We start from the raw sequence: 21,958 nt of genomic DNA on the forward strand, positions 1-21,958 counted from the left end.
GACCGGGTCCTTTGCAAGAACCAGTCTGCTCGTGAGAAGGAATCACCCCGCGCTGGAGACTCCTTTCGGCAGCCGCTCATCAATGACCCGATACAACGCGCTACTTTCAGGCCAGTTGCGCATGAACCGCGCGCGATCGCGGGCGTAGGCCGGGGCGAAACTGCCAACCGAGGCGTGCTGACACATCGAGTCGAGGTCGATCAGCGCCCAGCGATCCGTCTGCCAGAACAGGTTGTGGCCTTTGAAGTCGCCATGACTGATGCGCTCGGCGATCAATCGGGCAAACAGTTGATCAAGCGCCAGCAACTCGGCTTCCGGCGCCTGGCCATTTTCCACGTACGGCGCAAAGCGCTCGATAATGTCCGGCCCGGGCAGGTATTCGGTGACCAGATAGGCACTGCGGCGCAGCCACAAGAAGCGCTTCTCCAGTACCGCCAGCGGTTTCGGCGTGGCGATGCCAAGGAACGCCAGGCGATTGCCCTCACGCCAGGAATGCCAGGCCCGACTCGGGCGCCAGAAGCGTTTGAGCCAATGGGCGAAATTCTTGATGTTGTAGCGCTTGATAACCAGAGCCCGCCCGGCTATCTCGACTTTGCCGACGCTGGCCGCGCCGCCGGTCTTGTACAGGTGCCCCTGATCAAGCAAGGCGTCAGCCTGCTCAAGCACCGGCAGCATGGCCGCTTCTTCTTCACGGCGAACGGCGCGCAGGGCAAATGCGCCGCGCTGCACGGCGAACAACGTGCAGTCGCGGCCAACCTTGATCAGGTAATCCCTGAGTCGCCAGTTGCGCACCTTGTCGATCTGTTTCTGCAGAGCCTCCAGCGGCAACGCATGCTCGCTGTTGCTCAGCAGGTAATACACCAGCAGTTCTTCGGTGAACGGTTCGAGTGATTTTGGCAACTGGGCGAAAAACACGCCGAGATTTTCCAGCACTTTCTGCCGGGACAAGGGCTGCCCCGCCGTTTCCGCACGAACGCCGGCGCCATCGATCAGGTACAACTGACCGCCGTGGCGCAGCAGATTGTCCAGATGCAAGTCTTCCTGCCAGAGCCCTTTGCCGTGCAGCCGACCGATAGCATCCAGTGCTTCGGCCAGAACAGCGGCCTGCTCATCGGCCAGCGCCGGCAGAAACTCGACCTCGGCCCAGGCATCACCGAGGCTCTCGGAACCCTCAAGAAATTCGAACAGCAGCCAGCCACCCTCGCCGTCCTTCAGCCCATCGGCCAATAACAGCGGCGTGGTCATGCCCTGCGCAGCGAGCAAGCGCACGCCTTGCAGCTCACGCTGAAAATGCCGCGCAGCTTTGCTGCCGACCAATAACTTGGCCAGCACCGGCCGACCGCGCCAGACACCTGCGCCAACGTAACGCTGCCCGGGCAACACCCGCAGCAAGCTCAGCAACTGTAAATCCGCCGCACCGGCGGCGTCCGCCAGGGTAACGGTCAATGGCAGTGTGGGTGCGCGCCCGGAGCGGGCCAGCTCGGACAATTGCATCAGCGGGTCTCCTTGTGGCTGCGCCGCGCTGTCAGTCGGGTCAGCCAGCTGTCGAGCAACGAGCTGTCAGTCGGCTGGTCGAGATAAGCCGCAAGCAATTGGCGCAAGTCGGCCTCGCTCCACTGCGGCGCTCGGCGTTGCAACGGCTCCAGATCCTTGACCCGATCACGCATGCCGAACAGCAACGGCCGGGTTTTCTCCAGATCGATCAGTTGCGCCTCATAGCCGTCGCCGGTGGCGCGCAGAAAAATATGTTTGGGATAGAAACAGCCATGCACCTGACGCGCGCCGTGCAGCCGCCGCGCCAACAGCCCGCAAGCGGTGAGAACGGCCGAATGCTGCGCGGCACTGAGCTGCGTCCAGCGCGCCAGCAACGAATCCAGGTCGCTCCAGCCATCCAGGGCGCGGGTGAGCAGAATGGCGCGCACTTCCCCGGCGACCTTGCGCTCACCGAAAAAGGCTGCCTGCAATGCCGGTATGCCCAACTTGCGGTAACGGCTGATGTTGCGAAATTCGCGGGCAAAGCTTGGCTCGCCAAACGGCGCCTGCAAGGTCCGCGTCAGGTAATTGCTCTGTCGCTTGAGGTAATAGCCCTGGCCGTCAAGATCCAGGCGGAACACGCTGCTCCAGCCGCCACCGGCAGTGTTGGGCTCATCCACAGCTTCAAGCTGTTTTGCCCACAGTGCGTCGAAATTGCCGAGACCGTGGCGCTCCAGCAGTGCGCGGTCCTGTTCGGCAAGAAAATCAGTCATTCGCGCCCCTCAAAAAATCTCACCACGTGGCGAATCCGTTTCTTGTCGGCGACATCGAGCCGATCACACTGGCGATACTGCTTGTAGAAGCGCAGGCGTTGGGTGTTGGACAGGTGATATTTGGCCAGTTTGTCGAGACAGGCGAGGTCCTTGGTGATCCGGTACTTGAGCCAGAAGCCGCGCCAGAATTCGCCGTTGGGGCAGTCGATGAGGAAGATGCGCGCCTGATCGTCGATCAGCAGGTTGCGCCATTTCAAATCGTTATGCGTAAACCGATGGTCGTGCATGGTCCGGGTGTAACCGGCCAATTGCTGGCTGACACCGTCGACCCAGTCGCGATCCTTGAGCCGGGGATCCTTGCGCTCGGCCAGCGCCGAGAGGTCTTCGGTATTGGGCAGCTCACGGGTGATCATCGCACCCCGATCGTAGGCCGCGCCGCGCCGCTCCAGGCCCCAGGCCACCACCTCGGCAGTGGGGATGCCCCACTTGGCGAAGCGCTTGAGGTTCTGCCATTCCATTTTTACCCGCGGCTTGCCGAGGTAACGGCGCAGACCCTTACCGGCGCCGACGTAGCGTTTGACGTAGTAATTGACCCCGTCGCGCTGCACCCGAACGACTTCCGACAGCGGATCGCGGGTCAGGCGTTCGCCCTGTAACGCAAACACCGCTTCGAGGCTGCCGAAATCTTCCGCGAGTTCGCCGTACTGCGGCTCAAGTGTCCAGCCCGCCATCAGAGCGCATCCCCGTAACGCTGTTTGCGCGCGTAGAGCTTGTCGGCCTTGCCTTGCAGCCAGCTCAGCAGTGGCGCCTCTTCTGCCAGAATCTGCCGCAGCGGTTGCTGGAAGTAGCCCTTGAGGAAACGCAGTTTGTCGCGGCGGGTCAGGCCGATGTCCAACGCCGAGAAGTACAGCGCCGCCAGATCCTTGTTGCGCCAGCGCTGAGTGATTTTCGCGCGGGTTTGGGCACGGTGCAGATCGATCACCGAGAGTTTGAAATCCTGCGGTGTGACCGGTTTGTCGGTGTGCAGCAGAAAATGGCAGATGTAGCAGTCGCGGTGATTGACCCCGGCGCGGTGCATCATCCCGGTCATCCGCGCGACTTCGGCAATCAATGCGCGCTTGAGTGTTGGCTCCGGCGGCTGCTTGACCCAGTCAATGCTGAAGTCTTCGAGGCTGATGGTCGGCGCCAGCTCTTCGGTGACGATGAACGAATGCTGATCCGCCGGGTTGCTGCCCTTCTCACCGTAGGCGACGGCGGTCATGGTCGGCACGCCAACTTCCTGAAGGCGCTGGATGGCCTTCCACTCTTGCCCGGCGCCGAGCACCGGCAGCTTGGCGGTCAGCAGATTCTTGAAGATTTCGCCCCAGCCGATACCACGGTGGATCTTGACGAAAAAACCATGGCCGTCGACTTCCGTGCGCAATGTCCGGCGCGCTTCCAGCTCGCGATATACCTCGCCCTGCAAGCCTTCGACTGCGGCGAACGGGTCGCGTCCGGCCCAAAGGCTTTTGAACGGTTCAGCCAGCATCAACTTCATTAAGCGTGCTCCGCCAGAATCACATCCGCCGCGTGCTGCGGCATGCTGTAGAGGTCGGCCGTCTCGGCGAAGGCCAGACCGTTGCGGCTCCAGGCCGCCCGTGCAGCGTCGTTGCTCAACATCTCGGTCAGGTATTGCGTCAGCTGCGCCTGCTCGAACGGCTCGTCGAGCACTCGCCCGGCATCGGCCTCGGCAATGTAATGGGCGTAACCGCAGACCGCGCTGACCAACACCGGCAAACCGGCCACCAGCGCTTCAAGCAGCACGGTGCCGGTGTTTTCGTTGTAGGCCGGGTGGATCAACAGGTCGGCACCGAGCAGGAAACGCGGGATATCGCTGCGCCCTTTGAGGAAGGTCACATTATCGCCCAGGCCCAGCGTCGCACTCTGCATCTGGAACAATTTGGGGTCATCCTGGCCGATTACAAACAGCCGGGTGCGTTTGCGCAATTCGGCGGGCAGTGCGGCCAGTGCCTTGAGGCTGCGATCGACGCCCTTGGTCTTGAAGCCGGAGCCGATCTGCACCAGCAGCAACTCGTCGTCCTTGAGATTGAATTCAGCGCGGAAACCGGTGCGAATCTCGTCGGCATTCGCTGGCCGCCGACGATCCTGGGCAATGCCCGGCGGCAGCAAGTGGAAGCGCTCGAGCGGCGTGTCGTAATACTTGATGAACAGCGGCTGCTGCACTTCGGAAATCATCAGCACTTCGGTCTTCGCGTCCTTGGCGAACACCGCGCGCTCGTACTCGGCGAAGTGGCGATAGCGACCCCAGCGGCGATACAGCGAGTTGCGCAGGTTCTGTGCCTTATCTTCGAAGCAGCCGTCGGCGGCGTAGTAGACGTCCAGGCCCGGCATTTTGTTGAAGCCGATCAGGCGATCGACCGGACGCTTGGCCAGATCCGCGACCATCCACGCGCTGAGCTTTTCGTTGCGACGGTGATTGAAGAACGCTTTGACCGGCGCCACCAGCACTTCGAAACCCGGCGGCACGTCGCCTTCCCAGATCAGCGTGTAGACGCGAATCTGATGGCCGCGTTTCTGGCATTCGAGGGCGATGCGCATGAAGTCGCGCTGCAAGCCACCGAACGGGAAATATTTGTACAGGACAAATGCCAATTGCATCAGCGCAACTCCTCAGCCATTAACAACGTGCTCAGTCGGCTGGCGACACGCTCGGGGTTCACACGCGTGAAGCACAAAGGCTGCTCGCGTATCAGGTCAAACTGACGGGCATCCTGCTCGGTCGGTTGATAGGTACATTTTTTCTGCATGCAGGGCGCGCACGGGAAGTCGCTGGCCAGATGAATCTGCAGCTTGCCGTAGGCGCCGGTGAGGCCCGGGTTGGTCGGGCCGAACAACGAAATCGTCGGTACATCCAGCGCAGCGGCCAGATGGCCGAGCCCGGTGTCCACCGCCACGCAGGCTTGCGCGCCGGCGAGGACTTTGCCGACGCCGGCCAGATTAAGCTTCGGCAGCACTTCGGCGTGTTTGAAGCCGGCAGCGATGCGTTCGGCGCGGGCCTTTTCCTGCGGGTTGCCCCACGGCAGCTTCACGCCAACGCCGAGGTAGCCGACCCGCTCGGTCAGCTCGCGCCAGTAGATTTCCGGCCAGTGCTTGGTATCCCAAGTGGTGCCGTGGAGGAACACCACGTAAGCGTTCCTGCGTGGCAACTCGACCAGTCGCTCGACGTTGAGGCCGTAATCGCCGAGGCCTTTGGGCAAGTCGTAACCCAGAGCGATGGCGAATAACTGGCGTACGCGCTCGACGGCGTGCTGGCCTCGGGCGACAGCGAGTTTACGATCGTAGAAGCGCGCAGCCATCGGCTCGCGCGCGGAAGTTTTATCGAGGCCGGCCACCGGGGCTTTGACGTAGCGGGTCAGCCAAGCACTTTTCAGCAGGCCTTGAGCGTCGATCACCAGATCGTATTTATTGGCGCGCACGCTTTGCTTGAAGCGTTTCCACTCGCCGCCGGTGATGGTTTTCCACAAATTCTTGCGCCAGCGGCGGATCGCCACCGGAATCACTTTATCGACCGCCGGGTGCCAGCTCGGAATCTCGGCGAAGCCTTCTTCCACCACCCAGTCGAACTTGATGCCCGGGATCGCGCGTGCAGCGTCGGTCAGCGCTGGCAACGCGTGAATCACGTCGCCCAGCGATGAAGTCTTGATCAGCAATACCCGCAAGTTAATGAACCTCGACCACGGAGCCCTGCAACTTCTGCAAGGCATCGTTGACCGCGTCCGGCATCAGCTGGCGCAGGCAGTTGTAATGGCCGAACCGGCAAGTTCGATCGAAGCACGGGCTGCATTCGATGCCCAGGCGCACGATCTCGACCTGCTCGGCCAGCGGCGGGGTGAAGCCCGGCGAGGTCGAGCCGTACACCGCGACCAGCGGACGATTCAATGCCGCAGCGACGTGCATCAGGCCGGAATCGTTGGATACAACCGAATCAGCGCATGAGAGCAGATCAATGGCCTCGGCCAGCGAGGTACCGCCGCTGAGGTTGACCGATTCTTCACGCAGGCCCGGGATCAAACGTGCGCGGATATCTTCGCCGACCGCGTGATCGTTTTTCGAGCCGAACAGCCATACCTGCCAGCCTTCGCGGATGCGCGCTTCGGCGACCTTGGCGTAGTGCTCGGACGGCCAGCGCTTGGATTCGCCGAACTCGGCGCCGGGGCACAGGGCCAGGACCGGGCGATCAAGGGTCAGGCCGAATTTGGCCAGTGCCGCTTCGCGGGTCACCGGGTCGATTTGCAGAGTCGGGCGCGGGTACGGCTTCGGCAGCTCGGCGTTCGCTTCATAGGCCAGCGCCATGAAGCGCTCGGTCATAAGCGGGTAGCGTTCTTTGTCGAGAGTGCGCATGTCGTTGAGCAGGCCATAGCGGAACTCGCCACGCCAGCCAGTGCGTTTCGGAATGCCGGCAAAAAACGGCACCAGTGCCGATTTCAGCGAGTTGGGCAGCAGGATCGCCTGATCGTACTGACCGCGCAGGGATTTGCCGATGCGCCGGCGCGTCGCCAGTTCCAGCGCGCCGTGGCCGAGCGGGAAGCTCAAGGCCTTGCGCACTTCGGGCATGCGCTCGAGGATCGGCCGGCTCCACTCGGGCGCCAGCACGTCGATTGCGCATTGCGGGTGGCGCTGTTTGAGACACTGAAACAGTGTCTGCGCCATCACCATGTCACCGACCCAACTGGGCCCAACGATCAGAATATTCATGTGGTTTCCAAAAACGAACCGGGGAGGCATTTACGCCTCCCCGCCTCGATAATCATTGTGGAAGCGGCGCTGCTGGCGATGGGTCATTTCGTTCAACATGTCTGTCGACTGTCACTCCACTATCGCGAGCAGGCTCACTCCTACAGGTTTTTGCATCTGTTCACATCACTGCGCTCACCGCAGATCACTGTGGGAGCGAGCTTGCTCGCGAAGGGGCCATCACATCCGACATCGGTGTCGTCTGACACTCCGCCTTCGCGAGCAAGCTCGCTCCCACAGGGTATTGGGTGCTGCATAAACCGCTTTCAGCTTAGCCCCATCTCTTGCCATATCCGCAAAACCTGCCGGCGTTCGTCGGCAAACTGGTCGCCCGGTATCACCCCGGCGTCCTTCTGCAAGGCCTGCCGGTGGGCGGCGGAGCGATAGGCCTTATAGGCCTCGCGCAACAGACTGGCATCTTCGGCGGGCATCAGCCGTTCGTGCTCCAGCTCTTCCAGAATGCGGATGTTATCGGTCCAGCGCAGCAGCGGTGGATGGCTGTGCGACCACGCCAGGGCCGCGTATTGCACCATAAATTCAATATCGACGATACCTCCGGCGTCCTGCTTGAGGTCGAACGGCACGCCCGCGTCAAACGCATTCGCCGCCGTGCCGGCTGCGGTGCTGCGGGTGCCAAGGTTGTCGCGCATCTTGGCGCGCATCTCGCTGACTTCCTGTTGCAGTTTGGCCAGATCCCGCGGTTTGCCCAACACCTGCGCACGGACTTTCTCGAAGGCCTGACCAACGTCCTGACTACCCACCAGCACCCGTGCGCGTACCAGCGCCTGATGCTCCCACGTCCAGGCTTCGTTTTCCTGATAGCGGGCGAACGCGCCGAGGGAACTCACCAACAGCCCGGAAGCGCCGGACGGCCGCAGACGCATATCCACTTCATACAGCTGGCCGGAGTTGGTCTGCGCCGTGAGCAGGTGGATGATCCGCTGCCCCAGACGCGTGAAGAACTGCGCGCCGTCGATGGATTTCGGTCCGTCGGTTTCCGCCTGCGGATCGCCGTCATGGATGAACACCAGATCCAGGTCCGAACCATGCCCCAATTCGATACCGCCGACTTTGCCATAACCGACAATGATGAAGCCGGGATCGCACAGCGTGCCGTCGGTGCGCAGCGGTGTGCCGTACTTGGCCACGGTCTGCCGCCAGGCCAGGGCCAGCACCTGTTCGAGAATCGCTTCGGCCAGCCAGGTCAGGTAATCGCTGACTTTCATCAGCGGCAGGCTGCCTGCAATCTCCGAAGCGGCGACGCGCAAGCGGTGCGCCAGTTTGAAATGGCGCAGGGCTTCCATCTGTTGTTCGAGGTCGTCCTCGGGAATTCGTGTCAGCCGCTCGCGCAACTCGGCCGCCAGTTCCGGCGCCAGCGGCGGCTTGAACAGCCGGCCCTCGTTGAGCAATTCATCGAGCAGCAACGGGAAGCGCGTGATCTGTTCGGCAATCCACGGGCTCGCCGCACACAGGGTCAATAAACGTCGCAGCGCGCCGGGGTTTTCCGTGAGCAAAACCAGATACGCCGAACGCCGCGCCACCGCTTCCACCAGCGGCAGCACGCGCTCGAGTACCAGATCGGGATTGTCATGCTCCACCGCTTGCGCAAGCAGTCGCGGAATAAAAGCATCGAGACGCTCGCGCCCCAGCCGCTGCATCGCGCGCAATTGCGGACTGCCACGCAAACCGGCCAGCGCTTTGAGGGCTTTGCCGGCATCGACGAAACCGCCCTCCTGCAACTGCCGGCACGCGGCCTCCTCGTCCTGTTCTTCCTCCCACAGCGGCAGCCATTCACCACCGACCACCACTTCGCTTTCGCTGCCCTCTTCCTCATCGGGATCGGCGATCACCTGGGCGAAATGCCAGGCCACGCGCCCGCGCCAGTACATCAGCTGTTCGTGGAACGCCGACCAATCGGCGAAGCCCAGCATGAAGGCGATGCGCGCCTGATCCTGAGCGCTGTCCGGCAGCATCTGCGTCTGGCGATCAGCAATCGCCTGAATGGCATGTTCGGTGTAACGCAGAAACTCGTACCCTTCGCGCAATTCACTGACCACCGCCGGCGGCAGATAGCCCTGCCCTTCCAGCGTGCTCAGCACCTTTAATAGGGGACGCTGTTGCAGGCTCAGGTCGCGGCCACCGTGGATCAATTGAAAGGCCTGAGCGATAAACTCGACCTCACGAATGCCGCCGGAGCCGAGCTTGATATTGTCGGCCATGCCCTTGCGCCGCACTTCCTGCTGGATCAACTGCTTCATCGTGCGCAGCGCTTCGATCGCCGAGAAGTCCAGATAGCGCCGATAAACGAACGGCCGCAGCATGTCGAGCAACTGCGCGCCGGCGACCTGATCGCCAGCCACCACCCGCGCCTTGATCATCGCGTAGCGTTCCCAGTCGCGGCCCTGATCCTGGTAATACTGCTCCAGCGCGTTGAAGCTGAGCACCAGCGCACCGGACGATCCGTATGGACGCAGGCGCATGTCGACGCGGAAGACGAAGCCGTCGACGGTCATCGGATCCAGCGCCTTGATCAGACGCTGGCCGAGGCGGATGAAGAATTCCTGATTATCCAGCGAGCGTTTCACGCCGACGGTTTCGCCGCCTTCGGGGTAGGCGAAGATCAGGTCGATGTCGGAAGACAGATTCAGCTCGACCGCGCCGAGCTTGCCCATGCCGAGGATGACCATCTGCTGCGGCTCACCGCTGCGCCGCCCGGTCGGCGTGCCGAATTGCTCGCAATGGCGGCTGTACAGCCATTGATAAGCCTGATCGATGGTGGCGTCGGCCATGTCCGAGAGGTCGCGGCAGGTCTGCACCAGATCGGCCTGGCGGGTCAGGTCGCGCCAGATGATCCGCACCTGATGGCGTGCGCGCTGGCGACGCAAGGCGCGGCCGAGTTCGTCTTCGCTCTGCGCGCTGTTCACAGCGGCGGCAATCTGTGCGCACAGCTCGCCGGGCGCAAACGCTCGATCAAGTTCGCCGGACGCGACCAGCGACAACAACATCAAAGGGTCACGAATGCTCTGTTCAATGACAAATTCGCTGGCGGCGCTGACGCGGGCGAATTGCGCCCAGCGCTCCGACGTCCAGTTCGACAGGCCGTGATCGTCTTCAAGGGCGGCGACGGACGTACGGAACGACTGCTCGGATCGGCTGACCAACGGCAGGAGAATGGCGGGCAGTTCGGCAAGCACGGGCAGGGTCATGGTCTATCCTTGATCGGCGTATTGAGGGCCGCTTGTAGTGAATGATGAAAACCCGCTACGTGAAGGACTGTCGAACAAAAGTTAGAAATAGCTGAAATTTCTTCTTCTTTGGCATCCAGCATCAAACTTTCACCTTATTCGGATGGAAATCGACCCGCCTTAACGATTATTCTCACAACGCAGTCGGAGGCCACAAGCCTTTCATCTGTAGTTTTACTACTCGTCTATACATTCGAAAGGCTGAAATGCCGGAAGATTTGTAGTAAAACTACACGCCGCCGGAACAACCTGTCGGCAATCCAAGAATTTTAAATCGTCTGCCCACAAGGCCAGTCGCAAACTCAGGCAACCGATTCTGGAAGCCTTTCCGCCCTGGAGCAAGCCATGCAAGACCTCGATCCCGTCGAAACCCAGGAATGGCTGGACGCCCTGGAATCGGTTCTCGACAAAGAAGGCGAAGACCGTGCTCACTATCTGATGACCCGTATGGGCGAACTGGCGACCCGCAGCGGCTCGCAGCTCCCTTACGCGATCACCACGCCTTACCGCAACACGATCCCCGTTACCCACGAAGCACGCATGCCTGGCGACCTGTTCATGGAACGCCGCATTCGCTCGCTGGTACGCTGGAACGCGATGGCCATGGTAATGCGCACGAACCTGCGAGATTCGGACCTGGGTGGTCACATCTCCAGCTTCGCTTCCAGTGCGACCCTGTATGACATCGGCTTCAACTATTTCTTCCAGGCCCCGACCGACGAACACGGCGGCGACCTGATCTACTTCCAGGGCCACACCTCGCCAGGCGTTTACGCCCGTGCATTCATGGAAGGCCGCATCACCGAAGACCAGATGAACAACTTCCGTCAGGAAGTCGATGGTCAAGGCCTGTCGTCCTATCCGCACCCTTGGCTGATGCCTGACTTCTGGCAGTTCCCGACCGTATCGATGGGTCTGGGTCCGATCCAGGCGATCTACCAGGCGCGCTTCATGAAGTACCTGGAACACCGCGGTTTCATCCAGCCGGGCAAACAGAAAGTCTGGTGCTTCCTGGGCGACGGCGAGTGCGACGAGCCGGAATCCCTGGGCGCGATCTCCCTGGCCGGCCGCGAGAAGCTGGACAACCTGATCTTCGTCATCAACTGCAACCTGCAGCGCCTCGACGGCCCGGTTCGCGGCAACGGCAAGATCATCCAGGAACTCGAAGGCGTGTTCCGCGGCGCTCAGTGGAACGTGACCAAAGTCATCTGGGGCCGTTTCTGGGACCCGCTGCTGGCCAAAGACGTCGACGGCATCCTGCAACGTCGCATGGACGAAGTCATCGACGGCGAGTACCAGAACTACAAAGCCAAAGACGGCGCGTTCGTTCGCGAGCACTTCTTCAACACGCCTGAACTCAAGGCAATGGTTGCCGATCTGTCCGACGACGAGATCTGGAAACTCAACCGTGGCGGCCACGACCCGTACAAGGTCTACGCGGCGTACCACGAAGCGGTCAACCACAAGGAACAACCGACCGTCATCCTCGCCAAGACCATCAAGGGTTATGGCACCGGTGCCGGCGAAGCGAAAAACACTGCGCACAACACCAAGAAAGTCGACGTCGACAGCCTGAAGTTGTTCCGCGACCGCTTCGACATCCCGGTCAAGGACGAAGAGCTGGAGAACCTGCCGTTCTTCAAGCCAGAGCCAAACAGCGCCGAAGCCCGCTATCTCGCCGAGCGCCGTGCCGCACTGGGCGGTTTCGTGCCACAGCGCCGCGCGCAGAGCTTCAGCGTACCGACGCCGGATCTGGACACTCTCAAAGCCATCCTCGATGGCTCGGGCGACCGTGAAATTTCCACCACCATGGCTTTCGTGCGGATCCTCGCGCAACTGGTCAAGGACAAGGAAATCGGCCCGCGCATCGTCCCGATCATCCCGGACGAAGCCCGTACCTTCGGTATGGAAGGCATGTTCCGTCAGTTGGGCATCTACTCCTCCGTCGGCCAGCTCTACGAGCCAGTCGATAAAGACCAGGTGATGTTCTACAAGGAAGACCAGAAAGGTCAGATCCTTGAAGAAGGCATCAACGAAGCAGGCGCCATGAGCTCGTTCATCGCTGCCGGTACTTCGTACTCCAGCCACAACCAGCCGATGCTGCCGTTCTACATCTTCTACTCGATGTTCGGCTTCCAGCGTATCGGCGACCTGGCCTGGGCCGCTGGCGACAGCCGTACCCGTGGCTTCCTGATCGGCGGCACCGCTGGCCGTACCACCCTGAACGGTGAAGGTCTGCAGCACGAAGACGGTCACAGCCACTTGCTGGCCGCGACCATCCCGAACTGCCGCACCTACGATCCGACCTACGGCTACGAGCTGGCGGTGATCATTCAGGACGGCATGAAGAAGATGACCGAAGAGCAACAGGACATCTTCTACTACATCACCGTGATGAACGAGTCGTACCAGCAGCCAGCCATGCCGGCCGGTGCCGAAGAAGGCATCAAGAAAGGCATGTACCTGCTCGAGGAAGACACTCGCGATGCGGCGCACCACGTTCAGCTGATGGGCTCCGGCACCATCCTGCGTGAAGTGCGTGAAGCGGCGAAGATCCTGCGTGAAGAGTTCAACATCGGCGCTGACGTGTGGAGCGTTACCAGCTTCAACGAACTGCGTCGCGACGGCCTCGCTGTAGAGCGCAGCAACCGTCTCAAGCCTGGCCAGAAGCCTAAGCTGAGCTACGTCGAAGAGTGCCTGAACGGCCGTAAAGGTCCGGTCATTGCTTCTACCGACTACATGAAGCTGTTCGCCGAGCAGATCCGTCAGTGGGTACCGTCCAAGGAATTCAAAGTCCTGGGCACCGACGGTTTCGGCCGCAGCGACAGCCGCAAGAAACTGCGTCATTTCTTCGAAGTCGACCGTCATTTCGTGGTGTTGGCAGCCCTGGAAGCACTGGCTGACCGTGGTGATATCGAACCTAAGGTTGTGGCTGAAGCCATCGCCAAGTTCGGCATCGACCCGGAAAAACGCAACCCACTGGACTGCTGAGGAGACATTTTGTGAGCGAACTCATTCGCGTACCTGACATCGGCAGCGGTGAAGGTGAAGTAATTGAACTGTTTGTGAAGGTCGGCGACCGCATCGAAGCCGACCAGAGCATCCTGACCCTGGAATCGGACAAGGCCAGCATGGAAGTGCCGGCCCCGAAAGCCGGCGTCATCAAGAGCCTGAAAGTGAAGCTGGGCGACCGTCTGAAAGAAGGCGACGAACTGCTCGAGCTGGAAGTCGAGGGCGCCGCTGAAGCGGCCCCGGCACCTGCCGCCGCTCCTGCTGCGAAAGCCGAAGAGAAACCGGCTGCGGCACCTGCTGCTGCCGCGCCTGCCGCTGCTCCTGCTGCGGCCTCGGTACAGCAAGTGCACGTGCCGGACATCGGTTCGTCGGGCAAGGCACAGATCATCGAGATCCAGGTCAAGGTCGGCGACAGCGTCGAAGCTGATCAATCGCTGATCACCCTGGAATCCGACAAGGCGAGCATGGAAATCCCGTCGCCTGCCGCTGGCGTGGTCAAGGCCATCAGCGTCAAGCTCAACGACGAAGTCGGCACTGGCGACCTGATTCTGGATCTGGAAGTGGCGGGTGCTGCGGCCCCTGCGGCTGCCGCTCCGGCTCAGGCTGCTGCGCCTGCCGCTGCCGCTGCGCCAGCCCCGGCTGCTGCTCCGGCTGCACCGGTTGCCGACAGCGTTCAGGACATCCACGTTCCGGACATCGGTTCGGCCGGCAAGGCGAAGATCATCGAAGTGCTGGTCAAGGCCGGCGACACCGTCGAAGCCGACCAGTCGCTGATCACCCTGGAATCCGACAAGGCGAGCATGGAAATTCCATCGCCTGCCGCTGGCGTGGTCGAAAGCGTTTCGATCAAGCTGGATGACGAAGTCGGTACCGGCGACCTGATTCTCAAGCTGAAAGTCAAAGGCGCGGCCCCGGCTGCTGCCCCGGCTGCGGCTGCTGCACCGAGCGCTCCGGCACCTGCCGCTGCTGCTCCGGCTGCCGCTGCACCTGCTGCCGCTGCAGCCGCCGCACCGGCTGCTACACCAGCGAAACCGGGCGCCAAAGTTCACGCCGGCCCTGCCGTGCGTCAACTGGCCCGCGAGTTCGGCGTCGAGCTGAGCGCCGTTGGCGCCAGCGGTCCGCACGGTCGCATCCTCAAGGAAGACGTGCAGGTTTACGTCAAGGCGATGATGCAGAAGGCCAAGGAAGCACCGGCCGCTGCTGGCGGCGCTACCGGTGGCGCGGGCATCCCGCCGATCCCGGTGGTCGATTTCAGCCGTTTCGGCGAAATCGAAGAAGTGCCGATGACCCGCCTGATGCAGGTCGGCGCTGCCAACCTGCACCGCAGCTGGCTGAACGTGCCACACGTGACGCAATTCGACTCGGCGGACATCACCGAGCTGGAAGCCTTCCGTGTAGCGCAAAAAGCCGTGGCCGAGAAGGCTGGCGTCAAGCTGACCATCCTGCCGCTGCTGCTCAAGACCTGCGCGCACCTGCTCAAGGAGCTGCCGGACTTCAACAGCTCGCTGGCACCAAGCGGCAAGGCGATCATCCGCAAGAAATACGTGAACATCGGCTTCGCCGTCGACACTCCGGATGGCCTGCTGGTGCCGGTGATCAAGAACGTTGACCAGAAGAGCCTGCTGCAACTGGCAGCCGAAGCGGCTTCGCTGGCTGAAAAAGCCCGCACCAAGAAGCTGTCCTCGGACGAGATGCAGGGCGCCTGCTTCACCATTTCCAGCCTCGGCCACATTGGCGGCACCGGCTTCACGCCGATCGTCAACGCGCCGGAAGTGGCGATCCTCGGTGTTTCCAAGGCAACCATCCAGCCAGTCTGGGACGGCAAAGCCTTCCAGCCGAAGCTGATGCTGCCACTGTCGCTGTCCTACGATCACCGCGTGATCAACGGCGCTGCAGCTGCACGCTTCACTCAGCGTCTGGGCAGCCTGTTGGGCGACATCCGCACCATCCTGCTGTAACCCAAACGGCCCTCCGGCGACGGAGGGCCGCTTGCTGCACCCTTTCGAGCGCCACACGCTCGTACCTCAACCCCGTCAATTGACGGGGCTTTTTTTTGCCTGAAATAAACCGGATCGCGCCTCTTTCCTACAACCTGCGCTGACATCGGCCACAGGTCTGGTCCACTTAACGCCAATATTTTCTGCCGCCGGCCAACTAACCTCTGCTCAGGAAAGTTGCTTCAATGCGCTCCGCTTATTTAATTCATCTTATTAAAATCTCGAACGGAATCGATCATGTTCAAACCGACTATCGGCCCCATCGTGGGCCACGCCACAACTAACGAAGTTCGCATTTTCATGCGCGGCGAACAACAGGACAAAAAACGCGTATTTGCCGGAGTTCGCGCGCGCAAGGCCGGAACGGAAAAATGGTCCAACAGCGTATTTGCACTTTTGCATCCAGCCAACGACATGTCGGGCGTACTGGTATTACAGGATCTGGACGCCGATTGTGAATACGAATATCAAGCCGGCTGGTTAAGCCCGATGAATCCGGTACACACCATCGACACAGTGGTGGAGTTTCCACTGCAATGGCCGCGACAGCTCTACCGCTTTCGTACCCGCACCGCGCAAGCCAGCCAGCCCCGGGGCTTTATCGTCGGATCTTGCCGTTATCTGCGGATCACCGCGGGGATTGCTTCGTTGCCGCAACTGGGCGATCGCATCTTTGGCTCGATCAATCAACTTGTCGAGAGCAGTCATCTACCCGTCAGCGCGGTGATCATGACCGGCGATCAAGTGTATGTAGATGATTTGAATATCATTGCACCGGATCGCGAAGCCAAAGACATTCTGAAGAAGTATCGAACGGCATTCTCGCAACCGAATATTCAACGATTGATGTCCAATACATCGACTTACATGATGCTCGACGATCATGAAATAGAAGATAACTGGCCCGCCAATGCAAAAGATGCGGACAAGGACTTGTATCGCAACGCCATGGCCGCTTATGAACTTTATCAAGCCAGCCACAGCCCGGTTTACGCATATAACAGCGAGGGCCAGATAGACCGGAATACCTTGAAGCATTATTGGTATCAGTTCGGCGACAGCGATATCGCCTGGTTCGTCACCGACAGTCGCACCCGACGCAACTTGTCGAAGGATGACCGGCGCATTCTCGACATCGAGCAGGAACAGGCCCTGCTGCAATGGCTGATCCATAGCCCGGCACGAGTGAAATTCGTGGTGACCAGCGTGATGTTCTATCCCGATCGCAAGTTCAACGGTGACGATGCCTGGAAAGCTTTTCCCGAGCAGCGTCTGCGCCTGCTGGAAACCATCCGCACTCACCGGATCAAGAACGTGGTGTTCGTCTCCGGCGACGTCCATGGCTCGCTGACCAGTCGCTTGAGTCACAGCGAGGACACCGATTTCGAGGTGCACACCATCGTGTCCTCGCCGTTGCACAACAGCAAATTGCTGCCGTATGCCAAGGCTTCAACGTTTATCCTCGATCAACCGCTGGTGCGCACGGCAGCCGGGGATTATCGGCACGAGCTCACCAGTGCCGTGGTGAGTCAGGACAATTTTGCGCATGTGGTCGTTGAGGCTGATCAGATATTGGTCAATTACCATGACCGCGATGGCAAGAAGTTGCAGTCGATCAGTATGAAATTGCGTTAAAACACCAAAAGATCGCAGCCTTCGGCAGCTCCTACACAAGGCGCATTACCCTGTTGGGGCTGCGTGAAGCTGCGATCTTCTGCTCATTTCAGTTGTGTACTGGAGAAATGTTCACTGCAGCCGACATATTCTTATAGCACTTGGCCTTCATCTCTCTTGTCAGTCGGTGCCGCAATGATGCAACCTTGCCGCAGCCAACAGACAAGAGGGCGAGAGCCCGGCGCATTCAGCATATTTCCAAGCGAGTTTCCTTCATGAAGAGCCAGCCCGATGCCGCCAGCCGTATGGCGGCCGAGGTAGTGACGCAGTTGCCTGTGCCCTCGCGGCTCGGCATGCTGCGTTTCGAGCGCTTGAATGAAGCCAGTTGGGCAATGCTGTTCCTCGATCCCAACTGCGAACGCCAGTTTGGCCTGCCGGCCGTCGAGCTCTGCGCACTGGTCGGCTCGCCCTACGCCAGCCTGATGGAGCCCGAAGCGCGCTACCAACTGCATGACGCGATCCAGCAGCAACTAAGCAAAAGCGCGCATTACGTGGTGCGCTACACCCTGCACACCGCCGCCGGCGCGTTGAACATGCTCGAACTGGGTGAAGCCTACAAACAGCACAACCGGCATTTGCTGCGCGGCTACCTGTTGGCCGTCGACGAAGTGTTCGACGAAACCCAGGTGCTGCCTTCGGTGGATCTGGAAACCCAGAACTCGCGCCTGCAAATCGCCCTTGAGCTGAACCAGCGTGCCCAGCAGGAACAACTGCAGCATCTGGAGCGCGTGCGTGCCCAGCAGGATCTGATTCTGCTGCTCGCACGCCAGCGCTACAGCACGCACAACTCGCTGCAGGAAGCCGCCGAGCTGATCACCCGCTGCGCCTGCGATATCTACGAAATCGACTGCGCCAGCCTGTGGAACCTCGAAGGCCAGCGCTTGCTGCCGATCTCCGCCTACCACCGCGCAACTCAGGAATACCTGCTGCCGGAGCCGATCGATATCAGCGGCTTCCCCGATTACATGGAAGCGCTGCACAGCAGCCGCGCCATCGATGCGCACAACGCCATGCACGACCCGCGCACCCGCGAGATGGCCGAGGCGATGCGTCCGCGTGACGTCAACGCCATGCTCGATGCCAGCATTCGCGTCGACGGCCAGGTAGTCGGCGTGTTGTGCCTGGAACAGACCGGCGTCACCCGCGCCTGGCAGTCCGACGAAATCGCCTTTGCCGGTGAGCTGGCCGACCAGTTCGCACAAGTAATCAACAATCACAACCGGCGCACCGCCACCAGCGCCCTGCACCTGTTTCAGCGCGCGGTCGAGCAAAGCGCCAACGCCTTCTTGCTGGTCAACTGTGACGGCGTGGTCGAGTACGTCAACCCGAGCTTCACTGCGATCACCCAGTACACCACCGAGGAAGTCCACGGCCAGCGCCTGTCGGAATTGCCGGCGCTGGAAAACCTCAGCGAACTGCTGTTCGACGCGCCCTCGGCGCTGGCCCAGAGCAACAGCTGGCAGGGCGAATTCAAAAGCCGCCGCAAGAACCTCGAACCGTACTGGGGCCAGCTGTCGATTTCCAAGGTCTATGGCGATAACCGTGAGCTGACGCATTACATCGGCATCTACGAAGACATCACCCAGACCAAACTCGCGCAGCAACGTATCGAGCGCCTGGCCTACACCGACAACCTGACCAACCTCGGCAACCGTCCGGCATTCATCCGCAATCTCGATGAGCGCTTCGCCCGCGACAGCGATACGCCGATCAGCCTGTTGCTGGTGGACATCGACAACTTCAAGCGGATCAACGACAGCCTCGGTCACCAGACCGGCGACAAACTGTTGATCAGCCTCGCCCGGCGCCTGCGCAACAGCCTCAGCCCGAGTGGCAGCCTGGCGCGTTTTGCCAGTAACGAATTCGCCGTGTTGCTCGACGACACCGACCTTGAAGCCGGGCAGCAGATCGCCAGTCAGTTGCTGATGACCCTCGACAAGCCGATGTTCGTCGACAATCAGTTGATCAGCGTCACCGGCTCCGTCGGCCTCGCTTGCGCGCCGCTGCACGGGCGCGACCCGCAGACCCTGATGCGCAACGCCGGCCTGGCGCTGCACAAGGCCAAGGCCAACGGTAAACACCAATTGCAGGTGTTCACTGAAGCGCTGAACGCCGAAGCCAGTTACAAACTGTTCGTCGAGAACAACCTGCGCCGCGCCCTCACGCAGAACGAACTGGACGTGTTCTACCAGCCCAAGCTGTGCCTGCGCAGCGGTCGCCTGCTGGGCATGGAAGCGCTGTTGCGCTGGAACCACCCGGAACGCGGCATGATTCGCCCGGACCAGTTCATCAGCGTCGCCGAGGAAACCGGCCTGATCATTCCGATCGGCAAGTGGATTGCTCGTCAGGCGTGTCGCATGAGCAAATCCCTGACCGCTGCCGGCCTGGGCAATCTGCAGGTGGCAATCAATCTGTCACCGAAACAGTTCTCCGATCCGGACCTGGTCGCCTCGATCGCCAACATCCTCAGGGAAGAAGCGCTGCCGGCCAGTCTGCTCGAACTCGAGCTGACCGAAGGGCTGTTGCTGGAAGCTACCGAAGACACCCATCTGCAGCTCGACCAACTCAAGCGCCTGGGCCTGACCCTGGCCATGGATGACTTCGGCACCGGGTACTCGTCGCTGAGCTATCTGAAGAAATTCCCGATCGACATCATCAAGATCGATCGCAGCTTCATCCACGAAATCCCCGACAACCAGGACGACATGGAAATCACCTCCGCCGTGATCGCCATGGCCCACAACCTGAAACTCAAGGTCGTCGCCGAAGGCATCGAAACCGCCGAGCAACTGGCGTTCCTGCGCCGGCATCGTTGCGACGTCGGCCAGGGTTATCTGTTCGACCGACCGATTCCGGGCGATGAGCTGATCAAAGCGCTCAAGCGCTATCCGCGTGGGCCGCTCTGTCTCTAACGCCTCTACCCCATTCTCGCCATAACATGCCGCCCCCTGTAGGAGCTGCCGAAGGCTGCGATCTTTTGATCTGGTTTTTAAAAAGCAAAATCAAAAGATCGCAGCCTTCGGCAGCTCCTACATTGGGTAGTGATTAACTCGGCATCATTCGGCACACTGGCGGTCTGACTTTTTACCTCCAACCTGACTGAGAGGAACGCTCATGGTTCTGCGCTCGGAAATTCTGGTGAACAAAAACGTGCTTCCAACCAAAGAACAAGCCCTGCCCGGCCGCGAAACCCCGATGACCCTGCCGGAAAAACACTTCGTCTTCGAAGACACCCCGCTGCTCGGTCCATTCTTTCAGGACGTCGACTTTGCAATCTTCGGTCTGGGTTGCTTCTGGGGCGCGGAACGACGCTTCTGGCAGCGCGAAGGCGTGATCAGTACAGTCGTCGGTTACGCCGGCGGCTTCACGCCGAACCCGACGTACGAAGAAGTCTGCTCGGGCCTGACCGGCCACGCCGAAGTGGTATTGGTGGTGTATGACAAGGCCCAAGTCAGCTATGAAGAGCTGCTGGCGATGTTCTGGGAACTGCACAACCCGACTCAGGGCATGCGTCAGGGCAACGACATCGGCACTCAGTACCGCTCGGTGATCTACGCGACCACCCCGGAGCAACTGGATGCGGCACTGAAAAGCAAAGACGTGTATCAGGCGGAACTGGCCAAGGCCGGTCTGGGTGAAATCAGCACCGAGATCGACCAGGCCCCGCCCGTGTACTTTGCCGAGGCGTATCACCAGCAGTATCTGGCGAAGAACCCTGAAGGTTACTGCGGGATTGGCGGCACCGGCGTGTGCATGCCTGCGAGCCTTGCGGGCAACTTCCCCGACTGATCGTTCCCGCGCTCTGCGTGGGAATGCAGCCCGGGACGCTCCGCGTCCTGACAGCGGACGCAGAGCGTCCATTGAGGCATTCCCACGCGGAGCGTGGGAACGATCGCTCGGCGATCAGCTCTCGGCAATCAGCCAATCCATCTGCCAGCCACCCTGAGTCTGCCCCAGCTTCTTCGACAACCACGGCAGCAACTCACGCAATTCATCTTCCAGCCCCCACGGCGGATTGGCGATCGCCAGCCCGGAACCGTTCAGGCTGTTCGGCGTATCCAGCGGATGCACCAGCAGCTCCACACGCAGCAACTTCGGCGCACCGGTGCCTGCCAAGTCCTGATAGAAACGCCGCAACGCACGCTGATCCTTCACCGGATACCAGATCGCTGCCACGGTCTGGCGCATGCGGCCGATGGCTTCTTTCATCGACGCCGCGCAACGCTGCATCTCGTCCAGTTGCTCGAACGGCGGATCGATCAGCATCACCGCGCGTTTTTCCTGCACCGGCAACATCGCCCGCGCCACATGCCAACCCTCGCCCAGATGCACTTTTACCCGACGATCGCCGGCCATGTTGTCCTTGAGCAACACGCCGTCTTCGGGGTGCTTTTCGTTGAGCATCACCCGATCCTGCGGCCGCGTCAGACGCCGTGCCAGCTCCGGCGAACCCGGGTAGTAGCGCAACTGGCCATCCGGGTTCATCTCGTGCAGCACCTTCATGTAATCAGCGGTCAGCGCCGGCAGGTCCGGCTGACCCCACAACCGCGCAATGCCTTCCAGGTACTCGCCGGTGCGATTGGCCTGATCGCCCTGCAAGTTATACAGACCAATGCCGGCGTGCGTGTCGAGATAGGCAAACGGCTGCTCCTTGCGCGACATCAGGGCTATGAGGCGGGTCAAGGTCAGGTGTTTGAACACATCGGCGTGATTGCCGGCATGGAAGGCGTGACGATAATTCATGGCTGCTCCTGCGAGGGCCGCAAAGTTTACCTTTTACCGGACGGCAAGTCAGGGGTTGGCGGCCGAGCGGACAAAAAGCCTGCCCTCACCCTAGCCCTCTCCCGGAGGGAGAGGGGACTGACGGTGGCGATCTTGCGAATTACATCGACCTGAATGATCCACGTGATCTCAGGCTTGGCCAAGCGAAGTTCACCACTGAAGTCGCAGGTCGGCGTACATCACCCAGACAACTCGGTCAGTCCCCTCT

The 21,958-nt window shown here is 60.9% G+C and carries 15 protein-coding genes; 5 read left to right on the forward strand and 10 right to left on the reverse strand.

The genetic code is table 11. The annotated features are described in order from the left end of the window. Positions 1–42 precede the first annotated feature (42 nt). The 9 genes from D8U82_RS21020 to D8U82_RS28620 form a co-directional block, all read right to left on the reverse strand. The gene (locus D8U82_RS21020; protein WP_130902894.1) at positions 43–1,494 is read right to left on the reverse strand and encodes a lipopolysaccharide kinase InaA family protein; all 1,452 of its coding nucleotides are present in this window, start codon (positions 1,492–1,494) and stop codon (positions 43–45) included. Then, entirely contained in the window at positions 1,494–2,246 is a 753-nt protein-coding gene (locus D8U82_RS21025) for a lipopolysaccharide kinase InaA family protein (RefSeq protein WP_024011323.1), read from the reverse strand. Before D8U82_RS21025 ends, D8U82_RS21020 begins: the two co-directional genes overlap by 1 nt. Continuing rightward, on the reverse strand, positions 2,243–2,977 hold the full coding sequence (locus D8U82_RS21030; protein ID WP_130902895.1) for a lipopolysaccharide kinase InaA family protein: 735 nt from the start codon (positions 2,975–2,977) through the stop codon (positions 2,243–2,245). The genes D8U82_RS21025 and D8U82_RS21030 overlap by 4 nt, the downstream gene beginning before the upstream one ends. Beyond that, positions 2,977–3,783, reverse strand: a complete 807-nt coding sequence (gene rfaP, locus D8U82_RS21035; protein ID WP_076565307.1) for a lipopolysaccharide core heptose(I) kinase RfaP — start codon at positions 3,781–3,783, stop codon at positions 2,977–2,979. The genes D8U82_RS21030 and rfaP overlap by 1 nt, the downstream gene beginning before the upstream one ends. Further along, entirely contained in the window at positions 3,783–4,904 is a 1,122-nt protein-coding gene (locus D8U82_RS21040; RefSeq protein WP_130902896.1) for a glycosyltransferase family 4 protein, read from the reverse strand. Before D8U82_RS21040 ends, rfaP begins: the two co-directional genes overlap by 1 nt. After that, positions 4,904–5,965: a lipopolysaccharide heptosyltransferase I gene (gene waaC, locus D8U82_RS21045; protein ID WP_130902897.1), complete on the reverse strand. Its 1,062-nt coding sequence runs from the start codon at positions 5,963–5,965 to the stop codon at positions 4,904–4,906. The genes D8U82_RS21040 and waaC overlap by 1 nt, the downstream gene beginning before the upstream one ends. 1 nt (position 5,966) lies before the next feature. Continuing rightward, positions 5,967–7,001, reverse strand: a complete 1,035-nt coding sequence (gene waaF, locus D8U82_RS21050; protein ID WP_130902898.1) for a lipopolysaccharide heptosyltransferase II — start codon at positions 6,999–7,001, stop codon at positions 5,967–5,969. Positions 7,002–7,306: 305 nt separating this feature from the next. After that, positions 7,307–10,246 (reverse strand): bifunctional [glutamate--ammonia ligase]-adenylyl-L-tyrosine phosphorylase/[glutamate--ammonia-ligase] adenylyltransferase, encoded by a 2,940-nt coding sequence (gene glnE / locus D8U82_RS21060; RefSeq protein ID WP_130902899.1) that lies wholly within the window; start codon positions 10,244–10,246, stop codon positions 7,307–7,309. Beyond that, the gene (locus tag D8U82_RS28620) at positions 10,243–10,368 is read right to left on the reverse strand and encodes a hypothetical protein (protein WP_256205860.1); all 126 of its coding nucleotides are present in this window, start codon (positions 10,366–10,368) and stop codon (positions 10,243–10,245) included. Before D8U82_RS28620 ends, glnE begins: the two co-directional genes overlap by 4 nt. 262 nt (positions 10,369–10,630) lie before the next feature. Between D8U82_RS28620 and aceE the strand changes: the two genes are divergently transcribed. From aceE to msrA, 5 genes are all read left to right on the forward strand, one after another. Continuing rightward, positions 10,631–13,276 (forward strand): pyruvate dehydrogenase (acetyl-transferring), homodimeric type, encoded by a 2,646-nt coding sequence (gene aceE, locus D8U82_RS21065; protein ID WP_024011316.1) that lies wholly within the window; start codon positions 10,631–10,633, stop codon positions 13,274–13,276. Between the two features lie 11 nt (positions 13,277–13,287). Continuing rightward, the gene (gene aceF / locus D8U82_RS21070; protein ID WP_130902900.1) at positions 13,288–15,255 is read left to right on the forward strand and encodes a dihydrolipoyllysine-residue acetyltransferase; all 1,968 of its coding nucleotides are present in this window, start codon (positions 13,288–13,290) and stop codon (positions 15,253–15,255) included. A 276-nt stretch (positions 15,256–15,531) separates the two neighbouring features. Then, a complete protein-coding gene (locus D8U82_RS21075; protein WP_125926302.1) occupies positions 15,532–16,929 on the forward strand; it encodes an alkaline phosphatase D family protein in 1,398 nt (465 codons plus the stop codon). A 254-nt stretch (positions 16,930–17,183) separates the two neighbouring features. Next, positions 17,184–19,880 (forward strand): GGDEF and EAL domain-containing protein, encoded by a 2,697-nt coding sequence (locus D8U82_RS21080; RefSeq protein ID WP_130902901.1) that lies wholly within the window; start codon positions 17,184–17,186, stop codon positions 19,878–19,880. A 202-nt stretch (positions 19,881–20,082) separates the two neighbouring features. Beyond that, a complete protein-coding gene (gene msrA / locus D8U82_RS21090; RefSeq protein ID WP_130902902.1) occupies positions 20,083–20,757 on the forward strand; it encodes a peptide-methionine (S)-S-oxide reductase MsrA in 675 nt (224 codons plus the stop codon). 114 nt (positions 20,758–20,871) lie between these two features. Here msrA and D8U82_RS21100 read toward each other — a convergent pair whose 3' ends face one another. Further along, the gene (locus tag D8U82_RS21100) at positions 20,872–21,711 is read right to left on the reverse strand and encodes a 23S rRNA (adenine(2030)-N(6))-methyltransferase RlmJ (protein WP_130902904.1); all 840 of its coding nucleotides are present in this window, start codon (positions 21,709–21,711) and stop codon (positions 20,872–20,874) included. Positions 21,712–21,958: the final 247 nt, after the last annotated feature.

This window comes from Pseudomonas sp. Sample_23 (assembly GCF_004307595.1).
Taxonomy (GTDB): Bacteria; Pseudomonadota; Gammaproteobacteria; order Pseudomonadales; family Pseudomonadaceae; genus Aquipseudomonas; species Aquipseudomonas atacamensis.